Annotated in this window: 20 protein-coding genes; 9 read left to right on the plus strand and 11 right to left on the minus strand. The window is 71.6% G+C overall.

What is annotated here, in order from left to right:
- Positions 1-52: 52 nt before the first annotated feature.
- The 3 genes from DEJ27_RS14560 to DEJ27_RS14570 all read left to right on the plus strand — a co-directional run bounded on the left by DEJ27_RS14560 (position 53) and on the right by DEJ27_RS14570 (position 4057).
- Complete coding sequence (locus DEJ27_RS14560) at positions 53-1711, plus strand: glycoside hydrolase family 13 protein (protein ID WP_111091281.1); 1659 nt, start codon at positions 53-55, stop codon at positions 1709-1711.
- A 196-nt stretch (positions 1712-1907) separates the two neighbouring features.
- A complete protein-coding gene (locus DEJ27_RS14565) occupies positions 1908-2843 on the plus strand; it encodes an ABC transporter ATP-binding protein (RefSeq protein WP_111091264.1) in 936 nt (311 codons plus the stop codon).
- Positions 2840-4057, plus strand: coding sequence for an ABC transporter permease (locus DEJ27_RS14570; RefSeq protein WP_111091265.1), 1218 nt, complete (start codon positions 2840-2842; stop codon positions 4055-4057). Before DEJ27_RS14565 ends, DEJ27_RS14570 begins: the two co-directional genes overlap by 4 nt.
- Positions 4058-4082: 25 nt before the next feature.
- Here DEJ27_RS14570 and DEJ27_RS14575 read toward each other — a convergent pair whose 3' ends face one another.
- Together DEJ27_RS14575 and pnuC are read right to left on the minus strand one after the other, a co-directional pair.
- Positions 4083-4715 carry a TetR family transcriptional regulator C-terminal domain-containing protein gene (locus DEJ27_RS14575; protein ID WP_110862313.1) on the minus strand — a complete coding sequence of 211 codons (633 nt, stop codon included), beginning with the start codon at positions 4713-4715 and terminating at the stop codon, positions 4083-4085.
- Between the two features lie 90 nt (positions 4716-4805).
- A complete protein-coding gene (gene pnuC, locus DEJ27_RS14580) occupies positions 4806-5471 on the minus strand; it encodes a nicotinamide riboside transporter PnuC (protein WP_111091266.1) in 666 nt (221 codons plus the stop codon).
- 393 nt (positions 5472-5864) lie between these two features.
- Here pnuC and DEJ27_RS14585 point away from each other — a divergent pair, with 393 nt between their 5' ends.
- The 6 genes from DEJ27_RS14585 (at position 5865) to DEJ27_RS14610 (ending at position 10589) form a co-directional block, all read left to right on the plus strand.
- Positions 5865-6419, plus strand: coding sequence for an alternate-type signal peptide domain-containing protein (locus tag DEJ27_RS14585; RefSeq protein ID WP_110862326.1), 555 nt, complete (start codon positions 5865-5867; stop codon positions 6417-6419).
- 45 nt (positions 6420-6464) lie between these two features.
- Positions 6465-7043: a TasA family protein gene (locus tag DEJ27_RS14590; RefSeq protein WP_111091267.1), complete on the plus strand. Its 579-nt coding sequence runs from the start codon at positions 6465-6467 to the stop codon at positions 7041-7043.
- On the plus strand, positions 7040-7936 hold the full coding sequence (locus tag DEJ27_RS14595; RefSeq protein WP_110862328.1) for a hypothetical protein: 897 nt from the start codon (positions 7040-7042) through the stop codon (positions 7934-7936). Before DEJ27_RS14590 ends, DEJ27_RS14595 begins: the two co-directional genes overlap by 4 nt.
- Positions 7933-8736, plus strand: coding sequence for a signal peptidase I (locus DEJ27_RS14600; RefSeq protein WP_258369962.1), 804 nt, complete (start codon positions 7933-7935; stop codon positions 8734-8736). The genes DEJ27_RS14595 and DEJ27_RS14600 overlap by 4 nt, the downstream gene beginning before the upstream one ends.
- The gene (locus DEJ27_RS14605; protein ID WP_110862330.1) at positions 8702-9133 is read left to right on the plus strand and encodes a hypothetical protein; all 432 of its coding nucleotides are present in this window, start codon (positions 8702-8704) and stop codon (positions 9131-9133) included. Before DEJ27_RS14600 ends, DEJ27_RS14605 begins: the two co-directional genes overlap by 35 nt.
- A gap of 136 nt (positions 9134-9269) precedes the next feature.
- On the plus strand, positions 9270-10589 hold the full coding sequence (locus tag DEJ27_RS14610) for a GNAT family N-acetyltransferase (RefSeq protein ID WP_111091268.1): 1320 nt from the start codon (positions 9270-9272) through the stop codon (positions 10587-10589).
- A 40-nt stretch (positions 10590-10629) separates the two neighbouring features.
- Here the strand turns inward: DEJ27_RS14610 and DEJ27_RS14615 are convergent, their stop codons facing one another.
- The 9 genes from DEJ27_RS14615 to DEJ27_RS14655 form a co-directional block, all read right to left on the minus strand.
- Positions 10630-11634, minus strand: coding sequence for an ABC transporter permease (locus DEJ27_RS14615; protein WP_111091269.1), 1005 nt, complete (start codon positions 11632-11634; stop codon positions 10630-10632).
- The gene (locus tag DEJ27_RS14620; protein ID WP_111091270.1) at positions 11631-12566 is read right to left on the minus strand and encodes an ABC transporter permease; all 936 of its coding nucleotides are present in this window, start codon (positions 12564-12566) and stop codon (positions 11631-11633) included. The genes DEJ27_RS14615 and DEJ27_RS14620 overlap by 4 nt, the downstream gene beginning before the upstream one ends.
- Positions 12563-14305: an ABC transporter ATP-binding protein gene (locus tag DEJ27_RS14625; RefSeq protein ID WP_111091271.1), complete on the minus strand. Its 1743-nt coding sequence runs from the start codon at positions 14303-14305 to the stop codon at positions 12563-12565. The genes DEJ27_RS14620 and DEJ27_RS14625 overlap by 4 nt, the downstream gene beginning before the upstream one ends.
- Positions 14302-15969, minus strand: a complete 1668-nt coding sequence (locus DEJ27_RS14630) for an ABC transporter substrate-binding protein (protein ID WP_111091272.1) — start codon at positions 15967-15969, stop codon at positions 14302-14304. Before DEJ27_RS14630 ends, DEJ27_RS14625 begins: the two co-directional genes overlap by 4 nt.
- 204 nt (positions 15970-16173) lie before the next feature.
- Positions 16174-17127, minus strand: a complete 954-nt coding sequence (locus tag DEJ27_RS14635) for a cation-transporting ATPase (RefSeq protein WP_111091273.1) — start codon at positions 17125-17127, stop codon at positions 16174-16176.
- A 230-nt stretch (positions 17128-17357) separates the two neighbouring features.
- Entirely contained in the window at positions 17358-18632 is a 1275-nt protein-coding gene (locus tag DEJ27_RS14640; protein ID WP_111091274.1) for an FAD-binding protein, read from the minus strand.
- A gap of 17 nt (positions 18633-18649) precedes the next feature.
- Entirely contained in the window at positions 18650-20185 is a 1536-nt protein-coding gene (gene araA / locus DEJ27_RS14645; RefSeq protein WP_111091275.1) for an L-arabinose isomerase, read from the minus strand.
- The gene (locus DEJ27_RS14650; protein WP_110862339.1) at positions 20182-20892 is read right to left on the minus strand and encodes an L-ribulose-5-phosphate 4-epimerase; all 711 of its coding nucleotides are present in this window, start codon (positions 20890-20892) and stop codon (positions 20182-20184) included. Before DEJ27_RS14650 ends, araA begins: the two co-directional genes overlap by 4 nt.
- The gene (locus tag DEJ27_RS14655; RefSeq protein ID WP_111091276.1) at positions 20889-22592 is read right to left on the minus strand and encodes a xylulokinase; all 1704 of its coding nucleotides are present in this window, start codon (positions 22590-22592) and stop codon (positions 20889-20891) included. Before DEJ27_RS14655 ends, DEJ27_RS14650 begins: the two co-directional genes overlap by 4 nt.
- Between the last annotated feature and the right edge of the window lie 163 nt (positions 22593-22755).

The following is a 22755-nucleotide window of genomic DNA, read 5'->3' on the forward strand; positions in this document are numbered from 1 at the left end:
AGGCCCGACCGACACACACCCCTCGAACCCCTCGAACCACGAAAGGCCCGACGTGACCGACACCCTCGCCCAGCCCGCCGCCACCACGCACGACGAGACCTGGTGGCGCCAGGCCAGCGTCTACCAGATCTACCCCCGCTCGTTCGCCGACGCGAACGGCGACGGCATCGGCGACCTGCCCGGCATCACCGAGCGAGTGCCGTACCTGGCCTCGCTCGGCATCGAGGCCGTCTGGCTCAGCCCCTTCTACCCGTCCGCCCTGGCCGACGGCGGCTACGACGTCGACGACTACCGCGACGTCGACCCGCGCCTCGGCACACTCGACGACTTCGACCGGATGGTCGAGGCACTGCACGCCGCCGGCATCCGGGTGATCGTCGACGTCGTCCCGAACCACACGAGTGACCGGCACGAGTGGTTCCGCGAGGCCCTCGCGGCACCCAAGGGCTCCCCCGCCCGCGACCGCTACGTGTTCCGCGACGGCAGCGGACCTTCCGGCGAGGACGCCCCCGCCGACTGGATCTCGATCTTCGGCGGCCCGGCCTGGACCGCCGTCGGCGACGGCCAGTGGTACCTGCACAGCTTCGCGAAGGAGCAGCCCGACCTGAACTGGGCGAACCGCGAGGTCCGCGACGACTTCCTGCACACCCTGCGCTTCTGGTCCGACCGCGGCGTCGACGGGTTCCGCATCGACGTGGCCCACGGCCTGGCGAAGGACCTGGGCGAGACCCTGCCCACCTGGGCCGAGCTCGCCGAGATGCCGAAGGACGGCACGCACCCGCTCTGGGACCGCGATGACGTGCACGAGATCTACGCCGAGTGGCGGACGGTCTTCAACGAGTACACGCCGGCCCGCACCGCGGTCGCCGAGGCCTGGGTCCCCGCCCACCGCCGCGCCCGCTACGCCAGCGCCGAGGGACTCGGTCAGGCGTTCAACTTCGACCTGCTCGAGGCCGACTTCGACGCCGGCCAGTTCCGCACGATCATCGAGTTCAACCTCGGCCTCGCCGAGCAGTCCGGCTCGTCGACCACGTGGGTGTTCTCGAACCACGACGTCGTCCGGCACGCCACCCGCTACGCCCTGCCGCCCCGCGCCGGTGGCACCGACAAGCAGGGCAGCGCCTGGCTGCTCGCCGGCGGCTCGCAGGACGCGCTCGACCGGTCGCTCGGCCTGCGCCGCGCACAGGCCGCCACGCTGCTCGAGCTCGCCCTGCCCGGCTCCGCCTACCTGTACCAGGGCGAGGAGCTCGGCCTGCACGAGGTCGGTGACATCCCGGACGCCGACCGCCAGGACCCGGCGTTCTTCCGCAACCCCGGCGTCGACGTCGGTCGTGACGGCTGCCGCGTGCCGATCCCGTGGACGCGCACCGGCTCGTCGTTCGGCTTCGGTCCGGACGGATCGCACCTGCCGCAGCCGGCGTGGTTCGCGGACTCCAGCGTCGAGGCCGAGGACGCCGACCCCGACTCCACCCTGAACCTGTACCGGAAGGCGCTCGGCCTGCGAGGCCAGCTGCAGTCCGAGGAACAGCTCGAGTGGATCGAGACCGGCCGTGACGACGTGCTGGCATTCCGTCGGCCGAACGGCTGGACCAGCGTGACGGTCTTCGGCGACGACCCCTTCGCGCTGCCGGCCGGCGAGCTGCTGCTCGCCTCGGCCCCCGTGGTCGACGGCGCCCTGTCGGGCGTGGGGACGGCCTGGTTGCGTTCCTGACGCGACGCTCGCGCCCTGGGCGCGAGCGGATGACGGACGGGAGGCGCGGTGCCACCTGACACCGCGCCTCCCGTCCGGCGGAAACGGGCGTACCTGCCGGAAACGGGCGTACTGGGTCGAAAGTTCCGACCAGGTACGCCCGTTCTCGCATCCCATCGCGGCCGTTCTGGGAAGAAAGTCCCGGTAGGGTCGCCGCATGAGCGGGGCGAGCATCAGCGTGCAGGACTTCGTGATGCGGTTCGGCGACCGCAACGTGGTCGACGGGCTGTCGTTCGACGTCGCCCCCGGTGAGACGTTCGGGCTGCTCGGCAGCAACGGCTCCGGCAAGACCACGACGATCCGGGCCCTGCTCGGCATCACCACCCCGACGGCGGGCACGCTGACGATCGACGGCCTCCCCTACCGGCCGGCCACCGGCGGCATCGGCTACCTGCCCGAAGAGCGCGGGCTGTACCGCAAGGAGTCCGTCATCGACGTGATGACCTACTTCGGGCGCCTGCGCGGGCTCGGCGGTGCCGAGGCGACCGCGTGGAGCATGGACTACCTGGCCCGGGTGGGGCTCGCCGACCGCGCGAAGCTGCGCGTCGACAAGCTGTCCGGCGGGCAGCAGCAGAAGGTGCAGCTCGGCATCACGATCATGGACCGGCCGCGGCTGCTCATCCTCGACGAGCCGACGAAGGGGCTCGACCCGGTGAACCGGCGACTCCTGCTCGACCTGGTCGACGAACGGAAGGCCGACGGCGCGACCGTGGTCCTCGTGACGCACCACATGGACGAGGTCGAGCGGCTCTGCGACCGCATCCTGCTCCTCAAGGACGGGCGGGCCGCCGCGTACGGATCCGTGCCCGACGTGCAGGACGCCTTCGGTGGCGCCGTCGCCCGCGTGGGGCTCGACGGCCCGGTGCCGAAGTCGCCGCTGTACCGACTCGCCCGCCACGAGGGGCACGTCGCCTACCTGGTCCCGACCCGGGCCGCCGCTCCGGACGGTGCGGACGTCCTGGCAGAACTGGTCGCGGCCGGGGTGCACGTCACCTCGTTCGAGATGCGCCGGATCCCGCTCGACGAGATCTTCGTGCAGGTCTACGGGCACGACGCCCTCGCCGCTGCGTCGTCGGACGGAGCCGCGGCATGAGCAACCTCGGCACGGTCGTCCGGTTCGAGTTCGTCCGCGCGGTCAAGAAGCCCGCGTTCTGGATCGGCACCCTCGCGCTGCCGGTCGTCATCGTGGTCGTCTCGCTGCTCGTCGGCATCGGGCAGGCCGCCGGCACGAACTCCGTGGTGTCCGGGTCGTCCGCCACGAAGACCCCGTTCCACTACGTCGACGAGTCCGGCCTGGTGTCGGAGTCCGTCGCTGCGAAGTGGGGCGGGACCCCTTCCACCGATGCCGCCGCCGACCGCGCCGCCGTGCGGTCCGGCGACCTCGACGCCTTCATCGTGTTCCCGTCGTCGCCGTCCACGACGGCCACCCGGGTCGACGCCGCCGACCGCGGGCTCTTCGCCAACGGGGTCTGGTCGTCGCTGGCGGAACGGGTGCTCGAGCAGAGCGTCGCCGCTTCGGTCGACGACCCCGAGACCGTGGAGCTGCTCCGCAGTCCACCCGCCACCGACGTCACCACCTACGCCGACGGCCGGGTCGCGCCGGGCTGGTTGTCGGTCGTGCCGCCGTTCCTGTTCGTCGCGGCGTTCTTCGGGCTCGTCATCCTGCTCGCCGCCCGGATGGTCACCGTCGTGGTCGAGGAGAAGGAGAACCGGATCTCCGAGATGATCCTGACGACGGTGACCGCGGGCGACCTGATCCGCGGCAAGGTCGTCGCCATGCTGCTCGTCGGCTTCGTGCAGGTCAGCGTGTTCGTCGTGCCCGGCCTGGTCGGGCTGCTCGTCGCCCTGCCGTTGGTGTCGTCGCAGCTCGGTGGGCTGACGGTCGACCCGTGGCGGATGGTGACCGGGGCACTGCTGCTCGTCGGCGGGGTGCTGCTGGCGTCCGGGCTGTTCGTCGCCGTCGGGGCCGCCGTGCCGTCGATCAAGGATGCCTCGGCCCTGCAGTCGGCGGCGATCTTCGCGCTGATCATCCCCCTGTACGCGGCGTTCTTCGTGATGACGACGCCGACGTCGCCCGTCGCGCAGTTCTTCACGTACTTCCCGACCTTCACGCCGATCACCGCGATGGTGCGGAACGCCGTCGGGGCCCTGACCGTGACGGAGTCGGTGGTCTGCATCGTCGAGGTGTTCGTCGTCGCCGGGCTGCTGCTGTGGTTCGCGGAGTACCTGTTCCGGCACTCGGTCGCGCAGTACGGGTCGAAGGTGACGGTGCGGCAGGTGTTGTCGTGGCGGGGGCGGCGGGGCTGACCCCGTCGGTCGTCGCCGCGCGGCGTCAGACGCGGACGGGTGCCTCGTCGAGGTCCCACGACGGGACAGCGTGCCGCTTCCATCCCTGGCGCAGGGTGTTCGCCGCACGGTCGAACTCGACCAGGACGTCGATGTGCGGGCGGACGAGCATCTGGATCTGCAGCCCCTCGAAGACCGCGAGCAGCTGCGTCGCTGCCTGGTAGGCGGGGATGCCGGCCTCTTCCGCGCCCTTGTCGAAGTCACGCTGCAGCCCGACGGTCAGCTGCTCGGCGTACTCCTCGAACCGCTTGCGGAACAGTTCGGCGAACCCGGACTCCGAGCTGGCCACGGTGATCAGCCCCGCGAGCACCCGGACGAGCCCGGGGTCCGCGACGTCCTCGGCGAGGGTCAGGCGGACGTGCTCGATCGTGCACGCCGGCGGGTTCTTCCGCCGGGTCCCCCGCAGCTGCGACCACCGGTCGTAGGTGACCAGGAGCAGGGCGTCCCAGGTCGGGAACAGCCGCTCGACGGTCTCGAGCGGGATGCCCGCGACGTCGGCGACGACTGCCGCGTCGACGTCGTCGAACGGGTGCAACCGGTAGGCGCGGATCGCCGCGCGCACCGTGCGTTCTGCGAGGGACTCGTCGTCCTCGACGCGTTCGCCGTGCAGGGGTTCCATCCGACCATCTCAGCGCATTCCGGGCCGTTTGTCTCGTCCCAGAGCGGGGGCCGTGCTCCCCGCCGCGTCAGCGCGCCGCCACCACGGCGGTCAGCCGACGGCCACGGGCGCCGCCGGCGGGCGGACCCGCTGGCGCATCCACACGAAGAACCCGGTCAGGGTGAAGACGCCGTAGAAGACGTACATCAGCCCGGAGGCGTAGTACCCGGCGGAGAAGAGCAGCGGCACGCCGACCAGGTCGACCGCCACCCAGATGAGCCAGAACTCGACCCACCCCTTTGCCATGCCGTAGGTGGCGAGCAGCGAGCCGACGAAGATCCACGCGTCGCTCCACACCGGCTCGTACGACCCGAGCGCACGGAACACGGGGGTCAGCAGGGCGGTGCCGCCGATCATCCCGACGACGAGCAGCAGACGGGTCCGCCAGGAGGCCCAGCGCGGGTCGATCACGGTCGTCGCGTCCTCGGGGCGGTGCGTCCACCGGTACCAGCCGTAGATGCTCACGATGATGAACATGACCTGGCGGCCGGCCTGCCCGAGCAGGTTGACGGGGTTCGGGGTGTCGAAGAGCGCCCCCATGAAGACGGTGAAGAGCAGGGCGTTGCCGACCAGCCCGACGGGCCAGGCCCAGACCTTCCGACGCATGCCGCCCAACGCGCTGAGCAGCCCGAAGACGTTGCCGATCACCTCGCGCCAGAGCACCGTCTGGTCACCGATGACGATCTGCGCGTCGAACAACCAGCGCACGATGTCCATGGGCCCTCCTCGTTTCCGGACGGTGCAACGACGCCGTGCCTACCGGCATTCCTTCTGTGATCGCTCTGCGCACGCAAAGCGCACGCTCAGAAAATCGGGGTACAAAACGTGTCCTCCTTGTCGGGGACCAAAATGACCCCCGTTCTGGGTTCACGTGAACGATCGTTCTCACTTGTCCGCACTTTAGGGGACAGGTAACGTCGACACCAGAGCGAGTCCAGCCCGCCCGAGCAGCAGCACATGCGCTCCGGGGCCCGGCGACCGCTCTCGGCACCGGTCAGCCGCGACCCCCTCCAACCACTGGGTCGATGACAACCTCCCCACCGGACACGACGCCCGAATGTCCCCGGTGGGCTTCAGCGTGCCCCGAGCACGCAGGAACGGATCCTCCCCATGCACAAGATCGTCACCGGTGCCATCGCCGGCGCAGCAGGCGTCGCACTCCTCCTCGGCGGTGCGGGCACGTTCGCCCTCTGGAACGCCAGCGCCTCGAGCGCCGCGTCCGCCGTGAGCGCCGGCACCCTGACGCTGAGCGCCAACAACGACGGCGCCTGGACGGACATCACGAACGGTCGTTCCACCGCGATCGACCCGACGAAGGCCCTGATGGTCCCGGGCAACACGTTCCAGTTCACGCAGACGCTGAACATCGGCGCGACCGGACAGGACCTCAAGGCGAACCTGACCTACGCCAACCAGAGCATCACCGGCGACGCCGCGCTGCTGGCCGCCACGACGAAGACGCTGGCCGTCACCTCGACGAGCGCCTCGGTGGTGCAGTCCTCGTCGAACGCGAACACCTTCGTGGTCTCGCCGTCCTCGTCCACGTCGACCGTCAAGGTCGTCTTCACGGTGACGCTCCCCGCGTCGGCGACCACCGGTCAGGGCGGCTCGATCAACCTCAGCGCGCTGGCCTTCACGCTCACCCAGACCGCGATCGGTTCCTGATCCACCGATCGCACCCCACCGACCACGACGACCAGGAGCAGGCACATGACCGCCACACCGCGGACGACGGGACGCCACCGCGCAGCCCGACGGCACCGCTGGGTCTGGCCGGTCGCGCTCGCCCTGGTCGTCGCGGTCGGAACAGCGCTCCTCGGCACCGGCGGCACGTACGCGCTCTGGAACGGGACCGCCAGCACGGCGGCCACCACGGTGCGCTCCGCCACGGCGGCCGTCAGCGTCAGCAGCACCACGGCGATGAACACCGCGGTCCTCGGGCCGGGCACGAGCACCACCGGCACCTTCACGGTGCGGAACACCGGGTCGGTCCCCCTGTCGGTGCGCGTCACGACGACGGCCTCGAAGTCGTCCGTCGCGGCGGCGACCGGTGAACTGACGCTCCACCTCGCGATGGTGTCGTCGGCCGCGAAGTGCGCACCAGGACTCACCGGCACGAGCGGTCGGCTGGCCACCTTCGACACCGGCACCGGGTCCCTCACCCTGCCGGCCGGGGTCAGCGGGATCGCGTGCCTCGAGATGGACCTCGACGCCGACGCCCCGCAGACCGTCGCCGGTGCCACCACCGACTTCACCCTCACCGTCACCGGAACGCAGGTCTCCGCATGAACCGCCGCCTCCGACTCCTCGTCACCGTGCTGCTCACCGCCGTGTTCGTCGGTGGCACCTCGAGCGCCGCGTGGGCACTGTGGAGCGCGTCGGGCACCACCGCGGCGAGCACCACCGTCGGCACGGTCACGGCGTCGATCAGCGGCACGAGCGCCCTCACCACGGCGTTCTCGTCGAGCGTCACCTCGACGACGAAGCCGATCACCCTGACCGACTCGGGCACCCTCGCCGGCACCGCCACCACCACGGTCTCCGTCGTGTCCGGCAGCTCGACCGCACTCGCCAAGGCCGTCACCGTCGTCGCCTGGCCGGTCGCCTCGACCGCGGGCTGCACCACGAGCACGGCCGTGGGCTCCGGGTCCGTCACCGGCACCTGGGCGTCGCTGCCGAGCATGAGCGCGAAGCTCGCCGCCGGTGCCTCCGCCGTCTGGTGCACGCGCAGTACCCTGCAGTCGTCGGCCCCGGCTGCCTCGACCGCCAAGGTGAACGTCAACCTCACCGTCACGAGCGGCACCTGGACCTCGGGCGTCGTGGCGGGCGGCTTCACCCTGACCACCCCGGCTGCGGTCGTCGACACGACCCCCGCGCTGGTCTGCACCGACCACGGCGGTTGGTACGTCGAGATCCGGTGGGACGCCGCGAACCGCCCGATGGACACCTGGTACGGGGCCTTCGTCGGCTCGACCCCGGTCGGACAGAAGGCACAGGACTACTCCGCGTTCATCACCATCGCACCGACGGACGTCCCCGCGAGCGCCGGCACCTCCGGCACGTTGACCGTCACCGTCAAGGTGCTCGACAGCGCCGGCAACCCCACGAGCACCGTCGCGGGCACCGGCAAGGTCACGCTCTTCACGCAGGACAACGGGGCGGCGATCCGATGCGGCGCATGAGCACCCCCACCCCCCGCACCGGCTGGCGCGCCGTCGTCCACGCCGTCGTGCTCGGCCTCAGCACCGGGCTCCTGCTGCTCGTCGCTGCCCTGGCGGTCGTGCTGATCGTCGTGCCGAAGGCCACGGGCTCGATGCCGCTCACCGTCCTGACGCAGTCGATGGAGCCGACCCTGCCCCCGGGGACCCTGCTCGTGGTCCGTCCGACCCCGATCGACGACATCCGGGTCGGCGACGTCGTCACCTACCAGATCGTGTCCGGCCAGCCCGCGGTCGTCAGCCACCGCGTGGTCTCGGTGTCGTCGTCGTCGGACGGCGAGCGGACTCTCGTGCTCAAGGGCGACAACAACGCCGAGGCCGACCCGGCACCGGTCACCGCCGTGCAGGTCCGTGGCGTGGTCTGGTACTCCGTGCCGGAGATCGGCATCGTCAACCAGATCGTCAACGGGTCGCGGAGCTGGCTCGTCCCCGCGGTCGCCGGCGTGCTCCTGACCTACGGGGCGGTCATGATGACCGCGGGCTTCGTGAGCGCCGCACGCCGTCGCCGCGACGGCACCAACCGCGCCGACACCCGCCGCGTCGGCACCAGCCACGGACGACGCAGCGCAGCGCACCACGTCGAACGGACCACCACCGAGACGACGACCACCACCCGGTCTAGGCTCGGTGGACGTGACGGACGGAGTGCAGCGGGCGCGGGAGCTCCTCGACGCAGCGGCCCGACGGCTCCGCGCCGCGGACGTCCCGGACGAAGCACTCGGCGAGTACGTGCAGCCGAAGGCCGTCCTCGGGATCCGTCGTGACCCGACGATGCGGCCCCTCGGTCGGGTGTGGCGGGTCGGGGCACTCCTGATCGGGTCGTCCCCCGAGACCGCCGGCCGCGTCTGGGCCACCGGGTCGATCACCCGCGTCACCGAACCCGGTCGGTCGCAGTACCAGTCGGTCTCGGCCGAGGTCCGTCGCGCCTACCGAGCCGCCGCCGCGAAGGGGCACTTCAGCGCCGGTGACACGGTGAACCACGGCGCCGCCCCGATCCCCGTCGACGACTCCCTGCTCGACGCCGAGGGCGTGCTCGTCGTCATCGACGACGTGCCGTCGGTCCGGTGGTCCCCGACGGCCGGCGCCGCCGTCCCCCTCGCCGACTACCTGGACGACCGCGTCGGGCTGCTCGTCGATCCCCCGCGGGGCGCGACCGACTGACGCGGCACCGGGCACGGGCCCTGAGCCGGCCGACCCCACACGGCACACGGTCCACCGGACGCGATCCGGGCCTCCAGGCCGACCGGACCGACCACGCGCCTGTCGCGACGTCACCCGGTCCCGATAGTGTCGGGACGTGAGCAACGAGGCATTCGACGACCGCTACCAGCTGCGCGAGTTCGCGCCCGGGACGGACGACAAGGGGGCACCGAACGCCGAGACGGCAGCGTGGATGCAGGCCGTCGGGATGGGCTTCCACGAAGCCGACCCCGACCCCGAGGGCGCGGCCCGCATGGCGTCGTACTTCATCGCCGACGAAGAGACGTTCCTCGGGGTCTACGTACGCGAGCCGTTCCCGGGGTCCGTCGACGAGACGTGGCCGGCCGGCACCTTCACGTGGTTCCGCAAGGCGCTGAGCTGGGGCGACGGCTCCTCCGTCGACACCCAGGCGATCTCCGCGGTCACCGTCCGCCCGACCGAGCGTCGCCGCGGCATCCTGCGCCGGATGATGACGCACGCGCTCGAGCGCGGGGTCGCCGAGGGCTACGCCGTCGCGTCGCTGACCGCGTCCGAGGGCACCATCTACCGCCGCTTCGGCTTCGGCTGCGCCATCCGCGAGCGTGCCGTGCACGTGCGCCGCGAGCGTGCGCTCCCCCTGCTCGCCCCGACGTCCGGCACGGTGTCGGTCGTCACGCCGCAGTGGCTGGCCGACGGCCCGGGCAAGGCGGTCTTCGACCGGTTCCACGCCCGCACCCCCGGCTCGATGGTCCGCAACACCGGCACCTGGCCGGTCGCGTTCGGCCTGCTCGGCCACGACGGGCAGAAGGCGAAGGACGTCCGTGCGGCGGTGCACCGTCCCGACAGCTCCGACGAGATCGACGGCTACGTCACCTGGCGCGTCAAGGAGGACCGCGGTTCCGACACCGCGCTCGAGATCGTCGACCTGGTGTACGCGGACGACCAGGCCTACACCGCCCTGTGGGAGTTCCTGCTCTCGGTCGACCTCAACGACGTCGTGAAGTACAACCGCTCCCGCCTCGACGACCCGATCGTCGCCGCGCTCGGCGACAACCGTGCGTACGACGTCGACCACGAAGAGGACCATGTCTGGCTGCGTGTGCTCGACGTGCCGGCGGTGCTGGCCTCGCGGCCGTTCGCCGTCGACGGGTCCCTGACACTCGGGGTCACCGACGCACTCGGCTTCACCACCGGCACGTACCGCCTCGACGTCCAGGAGGCCCGTGGCACCGTCACGCGCATCGCCGACGACGTCGACGTGGCCGGGTCCGACGTCCAGCTCGACGTCGCCGAGCTCGGTGCGCTGCTGATCGGCTCGGTCTCCCCCGTCACGTTGGCCGCCGCGGGGCTCGTCCGCGCTGCGGACCCGGCGTCGGTGGAGCTGCTCCGCGCGCTGCTGCTGCCGCCGCGGACGCCGCACGGCATCACGTACTTCTGACGGACGTCGCCCGCGTGGTGGGGCGCGAGCGGAGGCGGCCCTACGCCCGGCGCCGCACCCGCGGGTCGACGAATGCGTAGACCACGTCGACGATGACGTTCGCCGTGACGATCAGCAGCGCCGAGAACACCGTGAAGCCGACGACCACCTGCAGGTCGAGGGTGTGCACCGCGTCGATGAGCAGTGCACCGAGGCCCTGCATCGAGAACACCTTCTCGGTGATGACCGCACCGCCGAGCAGCGACCCGAGGTCGAGCCCGAACAGCGTCACCACGGGCAGGATCGCCGTCCGGAGGCCGTGCCGCACGACGACCTGGCGCTCGCGCAGCCCCTTGGCCCGGGCGGTCCGGACGAAGTCCTGCGACATCGACTCGAGCATCTCACCACGGGTCAACCGGGCGTAGATCGCAGCGCTGATGAAGGCGAGCACGCACCACGGCAGGATCAGGTGGGTGAACCAGCCGACCGGGTCGTCGCTGAAGGCCACGTACCCGCTGGTCGGCAGGATCCCGAGCACGAAGCCGAAGAGCAGGATGCCGAGCAGCCCGACCAGGTACGCCGGGGACGAGACGCCGGCGACCGCGACCGTCATGACGGCCCGGTCGACGAAGGTGCCGCGGCGCAGCGCCGAGACGGTGCCGCCGAAGACCCCGGCGACGAGCCACAGCACGGCGGCGCCGACGGCGATCGAGGCGGTGACGGGCAGGCGCGCCAGGATCAGCTCGGTGACGCTCTCGTGCAGCTGGAACGAGTACCCGAAGCACGGCGCCGCGCACTCGATCACGCTGTTGCCACTGCCGAAGGTCCGGCCGGCGAAGATGCCGCCGAGGTAGGCGCCGAACTGTGCGAGCCAGGGCTTGTCGGTACCGAGGAACGCCTGCACCTCACGCAACCGGTCGGCGGTGCAGGGCTTGTCGCAGATCGCCCGCGCCGGGTTGGTCGGCAGGAGCATGAAGAGCGCGTACGTGATGGCCGCGACGACGAGCAGCACGACGACGGCCCCGAGCACGCGGATCGCGAGGAACCGCAGGGTGGCAGCGTTCACGCGGTGCCCCCTCGCGGGTCGAGGGCGTCGCGCAGAGCGTCACCGAGCACGTTGAAGGCGAGGGTGATGAGGAACAGTGCGGCTCCGGGGAACACGAGGTACATGGGATCGGTCTGCACCCAGCCGATGGCGTCGCCGATGCTGCGACCCCACGACGGCGTCGGCGGGTTGACGCCGACGGCCAGGAACGAGAGCGCGGCCTCGGCGCCGATCATCGACGGGATCGAGATGGTGGCGTAGACGGTGATCGTCGCGGCGAGGTTCGGCAGCAGCTGCGTGCGGATGACGTGCCAGCGCCCGGCGCCCATCGCGGTGGAGGCGACGACGTAGTTGCGGCTGACGAGCGACAGCGTCTGCCCCCGCACGACACGGGCCACGGCCGGCCAGCCGAAGAACCCGATGACGAGCACGACGAGCACGGGCTTCGGGAACGTCGACGGCACGATCGCGGTGAGGGCGATCATGAACACGAGCGACGGGAACCCGAAGATCACGTCGACGACCCGCGAGAGCACCCGGTCGTACCAGCCACCGAAGAACCCGGTCGTGACGCCGACGAGCACGCCGATGACGATCGACACCAGGGTCGCGGCGAGTCCGATGCCGAGCGAGGTCCGTGCACCGTACGTGACGATCGAGAACAGGTCACGCCCGGTCAGTGGTTCGACGCCGAACCAGTGCTCGCCGCTGATGCCGCCGCCGGCGCCCCGGGGTGCACCGAACGAGTTGAGCGCGTCGATGTCGTACGAGTACGGGTCCTGCCCGGACGCCTTCGCGATGAGCGGGGCCGCCACGGCGACCACCAGGAACACCGCGATGACGACGGCCGAGGCCACCGCCCAGCGGTCCTGCCGGACGCGTCGCACCACGGCCCGGAAGCCGGTCGTGCGGCCGGACGGTGCGACCGGTCGGTCGACGACGTTGGCCGTCACGAGGCCACTCCTTCCCACGCGCGCCACGCCTCGCGGCGAGCGGCCTGTCGCACGGGATCGGCGACGGGTGCTGCGGCGAGGAGCATGCGCGTGTAGTCCTGTTGCGGGTCGTCGAGCACGGCGTCGGTGCTCCCCCGCTCGACGACCCGGCCGTCGCGCAGCACGATCACCTGGTCGGCGAGCTGGCGGACGACGGCGAGGTCGTGACTGATGAGCAGCATGCCGAAGCCGAACTCCCGCTGCAACCCGGCGAGCAGGTCGAGCACGGCGGCCTGCACCGTCACGTCGAGTGCCGAGGTCGGTTCGTCGGCGATGACGAGTGCCGGGCGCAGTGCGAGCGCACGCGCGACGGCGACGCGCTGCCGCTGGCCGCCGGACAGCTGGTGCGGGAACCGCTCGGCCCACGTCGGGTCGAGCTGCACGGCGGTCAGGAGTTCACGGACCCGTTCGGCTCGGTCGGCGGCGGCGTCGTTGCCGTGCACGAGCAGCGGTTCCGCGATGCTCCAGCCGATGGTCTGTCGCGGGTTGAGCGACGACGCCGGGTCCTGGAACACGATGCCGACCCGACTGCGCAGCTCGCGCAGTCGTCGTCCGCGAGCGGTGCGCAGGTCGCTGCCGTCCACCTCGACCGAGCCGGCGACGACGGGCACCAGGCCCGCGAGCGCGCGCCCGATCGTGGACTTGCCGGAACCGGATTCGCCCACCAGGCCGACGGTCTCGCCGGCGTGCAGGTCGAGGTCGATGCCGGACACGGTCGGTCCGCCTCGGCGCGAGTACCGCACGGCGACGTCGCGCAGGCGCGCCACGGACTGTCGGGAGGCGCGGCTCGCCGCTGCTGGGCCCGCCTGCGCCCGTCCGAGACTCGCCGCTGCGGACAGATCGCGGCCTTCGGAGGCCGCATCCTGTCCGGCAGGCCGAGTCTCGGTCGACGCGAGCGGCTCGTCGGACGCGGGGCGGGCCTCCAGGCTGGGGACGGCCGCCAGGAGCTCGCGCGTGTAGTCGGCGGTCGGGTGGGCGAAGACCTCGGCGACGGTGCCGTGCTCGACCGGGTCGCCGCGGCGCAGCACCAGCAGGTCGTCCGCGACGTCCGCGACCACGCCCATGTCGTGGGTGATGAGCAGCACGGCGAGGGAACGCTCGCGGCCGAGCCGCCGCAGCAGGTCGAGGATGCCGGCCTGCACGGTGACGTCGAGCGCGGTCGTGGGCTCGTCGGCGAAGAGTGCGACCGGGTCGCCGGCCAGGGCCATCGCGATCATCGCGCGCTGGAGCTGGCCGCCGGACAGTTCGTGCGGGTAGGCCTTCCGGATGCGCTCCGGGTCGGTGAGGCCGGCGTCACGGAGCAGTTCGTCGACGCGTGCCCGGACCCCGGCGCGGTCGAGCCCGGTCGGGTGTGCCCGGACGGCCTCGGCGATCTGCGTGCCGATCGAGAGGACCGGCGTGAAGGAGTTCATCGGCTCCTGGAACACCACGCCGATGCCCGCACCGCGGACAGCGCGGACCGTCTCGACGGCGGCACCGATGAGTTCCTCGCCACGGAACCGGGCGCTGCCCGACACCGAGGCCTGCGGCGGCAGGAGCCCGAGCACGCTCATGGCGCTGACGGACTTGCCCGAACCGGACTCCCCCACCAGGGCGAGGACCCGGCCGGGCGTCAGGTCGAAGGAGACGTCACGGACGACGGGCTCCGCGTCACCGAACGCGACGCGGAGCCCCTCGACCTGCAGGATCGGTTCGGTCACTGCTCGAGCGAGACCTTGAGGTAGTTCGGGTACGCGGGGAAGTCCGCGATCTGGAAGTTCTGCACGCTCGAACCGGCGAGGAAGGACTGCTTCGCGTAGATCAGCGGCACGACCGGGGCGTCGGCCATGATCTTCTGGTCCGCCTGGGCCCAGAGCTTCTGCGCGTCGTCCTGGTCGACCGTGGAGCTCGCCTTCGCGATGAGGGCGTCCACCTCGGGGTTGCTGTACTTCGAGACGTTGTAGCCACCGCCGCCGATCTGCGACGAGTCGTAGAGGGGCTGCAGGTTGGCGTTCGCGCTCGGGAAGTCCGGCTGCCAGCTCGACAGCGACAGGTCGAAGTCGGTGCCGTTGGTGGTCGCCTGGGTGAAGGAGTCGTAGTCGAGCGGCTTGAGCGTCACGGCGATGCCAGCGCGCTTCAGGCCGGACTGCAGCGCCTGGGCCTGGGCGAGGTAGGTCGGGTCGTTCTGCGTCACGAGGGTCAGCTTCAGGCCCGTGACGCCGGCCTCCTTGAGCAGCTGCTTCGCCTTGTCGACGTCGCCCGTGGCCTTCGTCTCGTACAGGTCGTAGTCCTGGCGACCGGCGATGCCCGGGGTGATGAGCGTCGAGGCGTACGAACCGGCGATCGCACCGCCGGCGGCGATCCGGAAGGACTTGCGGTCGACCGCGTACTGCAGCGCCTGGCGGACCTTGAGGTCCTTGAGGTCACCGCGCTGCGTGTTGATCGCCATGTAGCTGATCGGGCCGGCCTTCGACGTGGCCAGGCGTTCCTGAGCTGCCGGGTTGCTGCGCACCTGGTTGAGCTCGGCGGCACCCAGGTAGATGGCGCCGAACGAGTTCTTGGCGTCCCCGTTGTCCGCGATCAGCGTCTGCGTCGCCGTGGACTGGTCCTGGCTCTCCTTGAAGACGATCTTCGACGGGCCGGCGGTGCGGACCTCGTCGGTCTTCGCGCTCCAGTTCTCGTTGCGGACGAGCGTGACCTGCGAGCCCTGCGTGTTCGACTGCACCTGGTACGGACCGGACGCGACCGGCTTCAGGTCGTAGGCGCCGGTGTCCTTGCCGTCCCCCTCGGGCACCGGCGTGAAGGCCGGCATCGACGCGAGCCACGGCCAGTCGCCGTACGCGTCGTTCAGCTTGAAGACGATGGTCTTGTCGTTCGGGGTCTCGATGCTGTCGAGCGACTCGCCGTCGAACGGACCCTTGTAGTCGGCACCGCCCACCAGGAGCGACTTGTGGTAGCTCAGGCCACCGCTCAGCGTCGGCGCGAACGAGCGCTCGATGCCCCACTTGATGTCCTTCGTCGTGATCGGCGTGCCGTCCTGGAACTCGACGCCGTCCTTCAGCGTGTAGGTCCAGGTCTTGCCGTCGTCGCTCGAGACCCCGGTGTTGGTCGCCAGGTCGGGGACGACCTTCGCCGTCTTGCCCGGCTCGACGTCCCACGTGGTGAGCCGTCGGGCGACGAGGCCCAGCGACGTGATGCCGAGGCTCTGGCTGGTCGCGGGGTCGAGGTGGAACGAGGTCTGCGGCGTCAGGATGTTGAGCGTGCCGCCCTTCGCCGTGCCCTCGGCGCCGTCGTCGGACGAACCCCCACCCGAGCAGCCGGTCAGCACCAGGGCTGCTGCTGCGGCGACGGCCGCGGTGATCGTCAGGCGGTTGGGGCGTCTCATGACGGTGCTGCTCCTCGGGGAAGGGGGTCGCGATCGCGGTGGCGGTCGCTGCGGCGGCGGAACGGTTCACCCGCCGGGCGGCGTCCATCCTGACACCGCGACGGTGGCCCGTCCGAATCTCGCGCGCCTCGGACGACGCACGACGAAACATTGCAAGCGCCGCACGCCGTCCCGCTATTCCCGATGCGTTCGCACAGCGGTGCGTCAGCGGTCGAAGAGCCCACCGAGGAAGTCGTTGCCGAGGTTCGATGCCTGCTCGCCGAGACCGGACGCCTGCTCGCCGAAGCCCGCGGCCTGCTCGCCGAACCCGCCGAGGAACTGCTCGCCCTGACCGACGAGTCCCTCGACGCCACCACCGAGGTCACCGAGCCCGAGGTCGCCCATGCCCGAGGCGATGCCCTCGAAGTCCACGCCGAGGTCGGCGGCCCCTGCCAGGACCGGCCCGGCGGCGGCGCTCAGCACCGCTCCCCCGGCCACCGCGGCGGCGAGGCCACCGAACGCCATCGCGCCGGCGCCGACCGCTGCACCACCGGCGAAGGCGCCGCCACGGCCCCGGCCGGGACCCGACCGACCCGAGCCGCCGGAACCGCCGAGGACCCGTCGGACCAGACCCGGACGCGACATCTCACCGCGGGTCATCGCACGGGCCATGCCGCCCGCCGAGTCGTCGCGCAGGTGCTCGTGGGGCGGGAGCTCGGAGTTGAGGCGGTCGCGGACCTGCTGGCGCTGCGCGGGGGTGAGCCGCGCGAAGGCGTCGTGGTGGACCTGTTCGAGCTGCTCCGGCGACGAGGTGCGGAGCAGGTAGTCGTACTTCGCCAGGGCGACCTTGTCGGCGTCGGCCCCGTGCTGCGGCGTGCCAGCGTTCTGCTGCGGCTGGCCGTACTGCGCCGGCTGCGGCTGGCCGTACTGCTGCGACTGGCCGTACTGCTGCGGCTGCGGCTGGCCGTACTGCTGCGGCTGGCCGTACTGCTGCGGCTGCGGCTGCTGCTGGTTCCGGTCGTCGCCGGTCAGCTTGTCCGCGGCGCTGCGCACGATGCCGCGCCAGTCGGTCCCATCCTGCTGCGCTCCGCCGGGTGCGGTTCCCCCCTGCCCACGCTTCTGGAGCTGCTTGTCGATGGCCTTGGAGGCCATGCCGAGGATGCGGTTGAGGTTCGCCATGCCCCGACCTTTACGTCCTCACATGTGAGCGACCGGCACCGAGCCGGGGGTTCGCCAGGGCATCCGATGGGGATCCCCTGTGAGAACCGCCCTGCATTCGAGCGGACACATCCACGTGTCGCGAGCTTGCTCGTGACCGTGGTCAGGCTCCTGATCGACCTGTCCCGCAAGGACTCAGGACCCGGGCGCCCCGCATCGCAGCCGGTGGTGCGGGGCACCTGTCCATCGCGTCAGGACAGGATGCGCGCCAGGAACGCGTTGCGGAACCGCCCCGTGGGGTCGAGGTCCCGGGCGAGCGCGGCGAAGTCGGACAGCCGCGGGTACGCCTCGTGCAGCCGCTCGGCACTCGCGGCGGAGACCTTGCCCCAGTGCGGCCGCGGGTCGAACGGTGCCAGGACGTCCTCGATCCGGGCCACCGCCGCGGCCACGGCGGCGGGGTCGCGACGGAACGTGAAGTGCAGGCCGACCGACTGCCGTCCGGACGACGGCGCGAGCCAGGCGGTGTCGGCTGCGATGGTGCGGACCTCGGCGGCGATGAGGATCGGGGCGAACAGCGACGCCAGCGGTCGGAGCGACTCGAGGGCCGCAACGGCAGACGCCGCAGGGATCAGGTACTCCGCCTGGATCTCGGCCCCGGTCGACGGGGTGAACGAGGACCGGAAGTGCGGCAGTCGCTCGGACCACGGCCCCGGCACGCCGCCCTGCTCGGTGACCCCGGCAGGGTCGTTCTCGCCCGGGTGCACCGGACCCGAGGCCGCTCGGGCTCCCAGTGCCACGAGGTCGACGGTCGGTGCGGCCTCGTCGACGCGGTGCTTGGCCCAGACCTGCCGGGCACCGCGGTCGTCGAACGACGTGAACATCGACACCGAGTACGCGTCGGACATCACCTGGTCGAACTGCTCGGCGACGGCGTCCCACGGCAGGTCGAGGTGCACCGTCGTGGCGACCTGGAACGTCGGTTCGATCGCGAGCTCCACCGCGGTGACGACGCCGAGCGCGCCGATCCCCACCCGGTGGGCGTCGAGCAGCCCGTCCGGCGACGAGGCGTCGACGTGCGCGAGCTCACCGGAGGCGCGGACGACGTCGAGGCCGACCACCGCCTGCGCGAGCGACGGGTTCCGCACACCGGAGCCGTGCGTGCCCGTGGCGACGGCCCCGGCCGTGGAGATGTGCGGCAGGGACGCGAGGTTCCCGAGTGCCCAGCCACGGGCCTCCAGACCGGCCGCGACCTGGCTGTGCGTCATGCCGGCCGCGACCCGCACGACGCGACGCGACGCGTCGACCTCGAGTACGGGCGGCAGGTCCGACAGCGACACCTGGACGGCGTCGGTGTCGGCGATGGTGTTGAACGAGTGTCGCGAGCCGAGCGCCGTCAGGCGCGGCGTCGAGGCGACGAGCTGCTTGAGCTCGTCCACCGACGTCGGCCGGGCCAGCGCCGAGGCGCGGTAGGTGACGTTGCCCGCCCAGTTGGTGCGGGTGCGCTCGGCCGCGATCACGTCGTCCATCGTGGGTCCTGGCTCCTCTAGAAGCCGCGGTCGAGACGGTGCCACGTCTGCTGGAGACGCAGCTCGTCGCGGAACCCGCGTGCGGTGGTGTGCTCGTCGATGACCAGGAACTCGGTGCCGACCATGGTCGCGAAGTCCTCGACGACCTGCAGGCCGACCGCCGTCGTCATCACGGTGTGGTGGGCGGCGCCGGCGGTGAGCCAGGCCTCGGCGGCGACGGGGAACGACGGCCGGGGCTCCCAGACCGCGCGGCCGACGGGCAGCTTCGGCAGGGCCTCGGTCGGGGGCACGACGTCGACGACGTTGGCGGTGAGGCGGAAGCCGTCGCGGGTGTCGGACAGCGCGACGACGACGGCCTCGCCGGAGTCGGCGGTGAAGACCAGGCGGACCGGGTCGTCCTTGCCACCGATGCCGAGGGGGTGGATCTCGAGCGTCGGCTTCGTGGTCGTGAGCGTCGGCGAGACCTCGAGCATGTGCGCCCCGAGGATCTTCTCGGCGCCCGGGGTGAGGTCGTAGGTGTAGTCCTCCATCAGGGAGGCACCGCCGGGCAGGCCGGCACCGGCGACGTTCATCGCGCGGACCAGGACCGCCGTCTTCCAGTCACCCTCGGCACCGAAGCCGTAGCCGTCGGCCATCAGGCGCTGGACGGCCAGGCCCGGCAGCTGCTTGAGCGAGCCGAGGTCCTCGAAGTTCGTGGTGAACGCGGCGCTGCCGTTCTGCTGCAGGAGCGTCCGGAGGCCGATCTCGATCGCGGCGCCGTCGCGGAGCGCGGCGTGCCGTTCGCCGCCGGCGCTGCGGAGTGACGGGTCCACGTCGTAGTCGCGCTCGTACGTGGCCACGAGCGCGTCGACCGCTGCCGTGTCCGCTTCTGCGGCCTCCACCGCTGCCGCGAGCTCGTTGACGGCCCACGTGTTGACCTGCACGCCGAGCTCGATCTCGGCCTCGGTCTTGTCGCCCTCGGTGACGGCGACGTAGCGCATGTTGTCGCCGAAGCGGGTGAGCTTCAGCTCGCGGACAGCGGCGGCACCGGCGGCGGCACGGGTCCAGTTCGCGACGCGCTGCTGGACGCGGGGGTCCGAGACGTGGCCGACGGCCGTGGCGTGCCGGACGCCGAGGCGGGCCAGGGCGTAGCCGAACTCACGGTCGCCGTGCGCGGCCTGGTTGAGGTTCATGAAGTCGAAGTCGATGTCCGCCCAGGGCAGCGTGACGTTCGCCTGCGTGTGCAGGTGCAACAGCGGCTTGGTCAGCGCCTGCAGGCCGCCGATCCACATCTTGGCCGGGCTGAACGTGTGCATCCACGTGGTGACGCCGATGACCTTGTCGTCGGCGCTCGCCTCGATGAGCGCCCGGCGGATGCCGTCGGCGTCCTTGAGCACGGGCTTCCAGACGAGCTTCACCGGCAGGTGCCCGGCGAGTTCCGCGTGGACCGCCTTGCTCTGCTCCTCGACCTGGCGCAGGGTCTCCTCGCCGTAGAGCCCCTGGGAGCCGGTGAGGAACCAGACCTCGTAGCTGTCGAGCGTGGCCTGGGGGTCGACGGTGGTGTCCTGCGTCATCGCATGGCTCCTTCGGGGTTCTGTCCGTAGACGTTCTGGTAGCGATCGAAGAGTCGATCGATGTCGGCTTCGGGGATCGGCACCGCGTCGCCGAGCTGCCGCGAGATGTGGACGGTCCGTGCCACGTCCTCGCACATCACGGCCGCCTTGACGGCGTCCTTCGCGTCCTTGCCGATCGTGAAGACGCCGTGGTTCTGCATCAGGACCGCACGGCTGCGGTGGCCGCTCAGGGTGTCGACGATGCCGTGGCCGATCGAGTCGTCGCCGATGATCGCGAACGGGCCGACCGGGATGGGTCCGCCGAACTCGTCAGCCATCGCCGTGATCACGCAGGGGATCGCCTCGGCGCGGGCGGCCCAGGCGGTCGCGTAGGTCGAGTGGGTGTGCACGACGCCGCCGACCTCGGGCATGTTCCGGTACACGTAGGCGTGCGCGGCGGTGTCGCTGGACGGGCCGTGCTCGTTGCCCCAGCCTTCGGCCGGCACGCCGTCGAGGGTGCAGACGACCTGGTTCTCCGGCGTCAGGTCGTCGCTCGACACCCCGCTCGGCTTGATGACGAACAGGTCCGTCCCTGGCACGCGCTCGGAGACGTTGCCGCCGGTCCAGATCACGAGGCCGTAGCGGACGAGTTCGCCGTGCAGGCGCGCGACGCGCTCCCGCGTCGTCGCCACCGCCTGGCGTGTGGTCTCGTCGATCGCGTCCGTCATCGGGTCACTTCCTCTGTCTGGAGGCGCGGGTCGGCGCCGTCGGTCTGCTCGGTCGGTCCTGTGGTCGCGCCGGGGCGGGTCGCCGCCGCGGCGACGTCCTGCACGGGCAGTGCGGCCCGGTAGCGCTCCAGGTACGTCTGGAACCCCGCGACGTCCGCTGGCTCGGGTTCGGCCACGTGCACGGCGTCCCCGCCGAACACGGTGTCGGACAGGTAGTCGGCGAGCTGCTGGTCGGTGTGCTCGAGGTAGGCGGCGAGCACGGCGATCCCCCACGCGCCGCCTTCGCCCGCGGTCTCCTCGAGCGCGATCGGCACGCGCAACGCCGCCGCGAGGAGCCGCTGCGGGCTGCCGGGCGTGCGGAAGAGCCCGCCGTGCGCGGTCATCCGGTCCACCTGCACCTGTTCGCCGTGCAGGACGTCCATGCCGATGGCCAGGGTCGCGAAGGCGCCGTGCACCTCGGAGCGCACCAGGTTGCCGAGCGTGAAACGTGCGCCGGGGGTGCGGAGCAGCAGGGGCCGACCGTCCTCGACGTGGGTGACGGGTTCGCCGGCCAGGTAGTTGAAGGAGAGCAGGCCGCCGGCGTCCGAGTCGGTGTCGTCGGCGACGGCCTCGGCGAGCAGGGTGGCGTAGACGTCGTCGATGCCGATCGGCGTCGCGCCGGTCCGCTCGCTCGAGGCCTCGGCGAAGCGTCCGAACACCCGGGCCCAGCTCGCGATCTCGCTCGCGCCGTTGTTGCAGTGCACCATCGCCACGGCGTCGCCGGCTGGTGTGGTCACGACGTCGAGTTCCTCGTGCGCGGTGGTCAGCGGCTGCTCGAGCACGACCATCGCGAAGATGCTCGTGCCGACGCTGACGTTGCCGGTGCGCGGGGCGACGGCGTTCGTCGCGACCATGCCGGTTCCGGCGTCGCCCTCGGGCGGGCAGAGCGGTGCGCCGGGTTCGAGTGTGCCGGTCGGGTCGAGCCAGGCCGCGCCCTCGGGGGTCAACTCGCCGGCTTCGGCTCCGGCGACGAGGACCTCGGGCAGCAGGGACCGCAGGTCCGGTACGCCGATCAGGTCCTGCGCGGTGGCGAGCATGGCGTGGTCGAAGTCCTTCGCGCCGGGGTCGCCGGGGCCACTGTCGACGGGGCCGCCCTCGATCGGGAACATGCCGCTCGCGTCACCGACGCCCAGGACGTTCCGCCCGGTCAGGCGGCGGTGCACGTAGCCGGCCAGCGTCGTGACACCGGCGATCCCGGCCACGTGCGGCTCGTCGTCGAGGACCGCCTGGTACAGGTGCGCGATCGACCACCGCAGCGGGATGTTGAAGCCGAGCGCCTCGCTGAGCCGTTCGGCCGCGGGGCCCGTGGAGGTGTTGCGCCAGGTGCGGAACGGCACGAGCAGCTCGCCGGCGGCGTCGAACGCCAGGTAGCCGTGCATCATCGCGCTCACCCCCACGGCGCGGTACGTGGTCGGGGTGACTCCGTACTGCGCCTCGACGTCGGCCACCAGGGCGGCGTACGCGGCGCGGAGTCCGGTCTCGACGGCGCCGAGCGAGTAGGTCCAGCGACCGTCGACGTACTCGTTCTCCCACTCGTGGGAACCGGCCGCGATGGGCACGAGGTCCTCGTCCACCAGGCAGGCCTTGATGCGGGTGGAGCCGAGCTCGATCCCGAGTGTGGTGCGGCCGTCCACGATCCGCTGTCGGCGGTCGTCACCCATGCGTTCCTCCAGAACCTCGTCGTCCCCAGTGAGCGCTCACATCCTGGCACGTGAGCGCTCACTCACGCAACGCCGCGGCGCGCCGCCCGTCCGTCCCGCTCGTCCCGCTCGTCCGGTCGTCCGGTCGTCCGGTCGTCCCCCCGCCCGCCCCCCCCCCCCCCCC

The sequence above is a fragment of the Curtobacterium sp. MCPF17_018 genome, from assembly GCF_003234135.1.
Classification (GTDB): Bacteria; Actinomycetota; Actinomycetes; order Actinomycetales; family Microbacteriaceae; genus Curtobacterium; species Curtobacterium flaccumfaciens.

What these genes read in the sequence shown, in the direction of transcription:
- DEJ27_RS14650 (WP_110862339.1), bottom strand. Translation starts at nt 20,892, where the DNA reads ATGACGGACGCGATCGACGAGACCACACGCCAGGCGGTGGCGACGACG.
- araA (WP_111091275.1), bottom strand. Translation starts at nt 20,185, where the DNA reads ATGACGCAGGACACCACCGTCGACCCCCAGGCCACGCTCGACAGCTAC.
- DEJ27_RS14630 (WP_111091272.1), bottom strand. Translation starts at nt 15,969, where the DNA reads ATGAGACGCCCCAACCGCCTGACGATCACCGCGGCCGTCGCCGCAGCA.
- DEJ27_RS14635 (WP_111091273.1), bottom strand. Translation starts at nt 17,127, where the DNA reads ATGGCGAACCTCAACCGCATCCTCGGCATGGCCTCCAAGGCCATCGAC.
- DEJ27_RS14595 (WP_110862328.1), top strand. Translation starts at nt 7,040, where the DNA reads ATGAACCGCCGCCTCCGACTCCTCGTCACCGTGCTGCTCACCGCCGTG.
- DEJ27_RS14585 (WP_110862326.1), top strand. Translation starts at nt 5,865, where the DNA reads ATGCACAAGATCGTCACCGGTGCCATCGCCGGCGCAGCAGGCGTCGCA.
- DEJ27_RS14640 (WP_111091274.1), bottom strand. Translation starts at nt 18,632, where the DNA reads ATGGACGACGTGATCGCGGCCGAGCGCACCCGCACCAACTGGGCGGGC.
- DEJ27_RS14575 (WP_110862313.1), bottom strand. Translation starts at nt 4,715, where the DNA reads ATGGAACCCCTGCACGGCGAACGCGTCGAGGACGACGAGTCCCTCGCA.
- DEJ27_RS14600 (WP_258369962.1), top strand. Translation starts at nt 7,933, where the DNA reads ATGAGCACCCCCACCCCCCGCACCGGCTGGCGCGCCGTCGTCCACGCC.
- DEJ27_RS14565 (WP_111091264.1), top strand. Translation starts at nt 1,908, where the DNA reads ATGAGCGGGGCGAGCATCAGCGTGCAGGACTTCGTGATGCGGTTCGGC.
- DEJ27_RS14570 (WP_111091265.1), top strand. Translation starts at nt 2,840, where the DNA reads ATGAGCAACCTCGGCACGGTCGTCCGGTTCGAGTTCGTCCGCGCGGTC.
- DEJ27_RS14590 (WP_111091267.1), top strand. Translation starts at nt 6,465, where the DNA reads ATGACCGCCACACCGCGGACGACGGGACGCCACCGCGCAGCCCGACGG.
- DEJ27_RS14655 (WP_111091276.1), bottom strand. Translation starts at nt 22,592, where the DNA reads ATGGGTGACGACCGCCGACAGCGGATCGTGGACGGCCGCACCACACTC.
- pnuC (WP_111091266.1), bottom strand. Translation starts at nt 5,471, where the DNA reads ATGGACATCGTGCGCTGGTTGTTCGACGCGCAGATCGTCATCGGTGAC.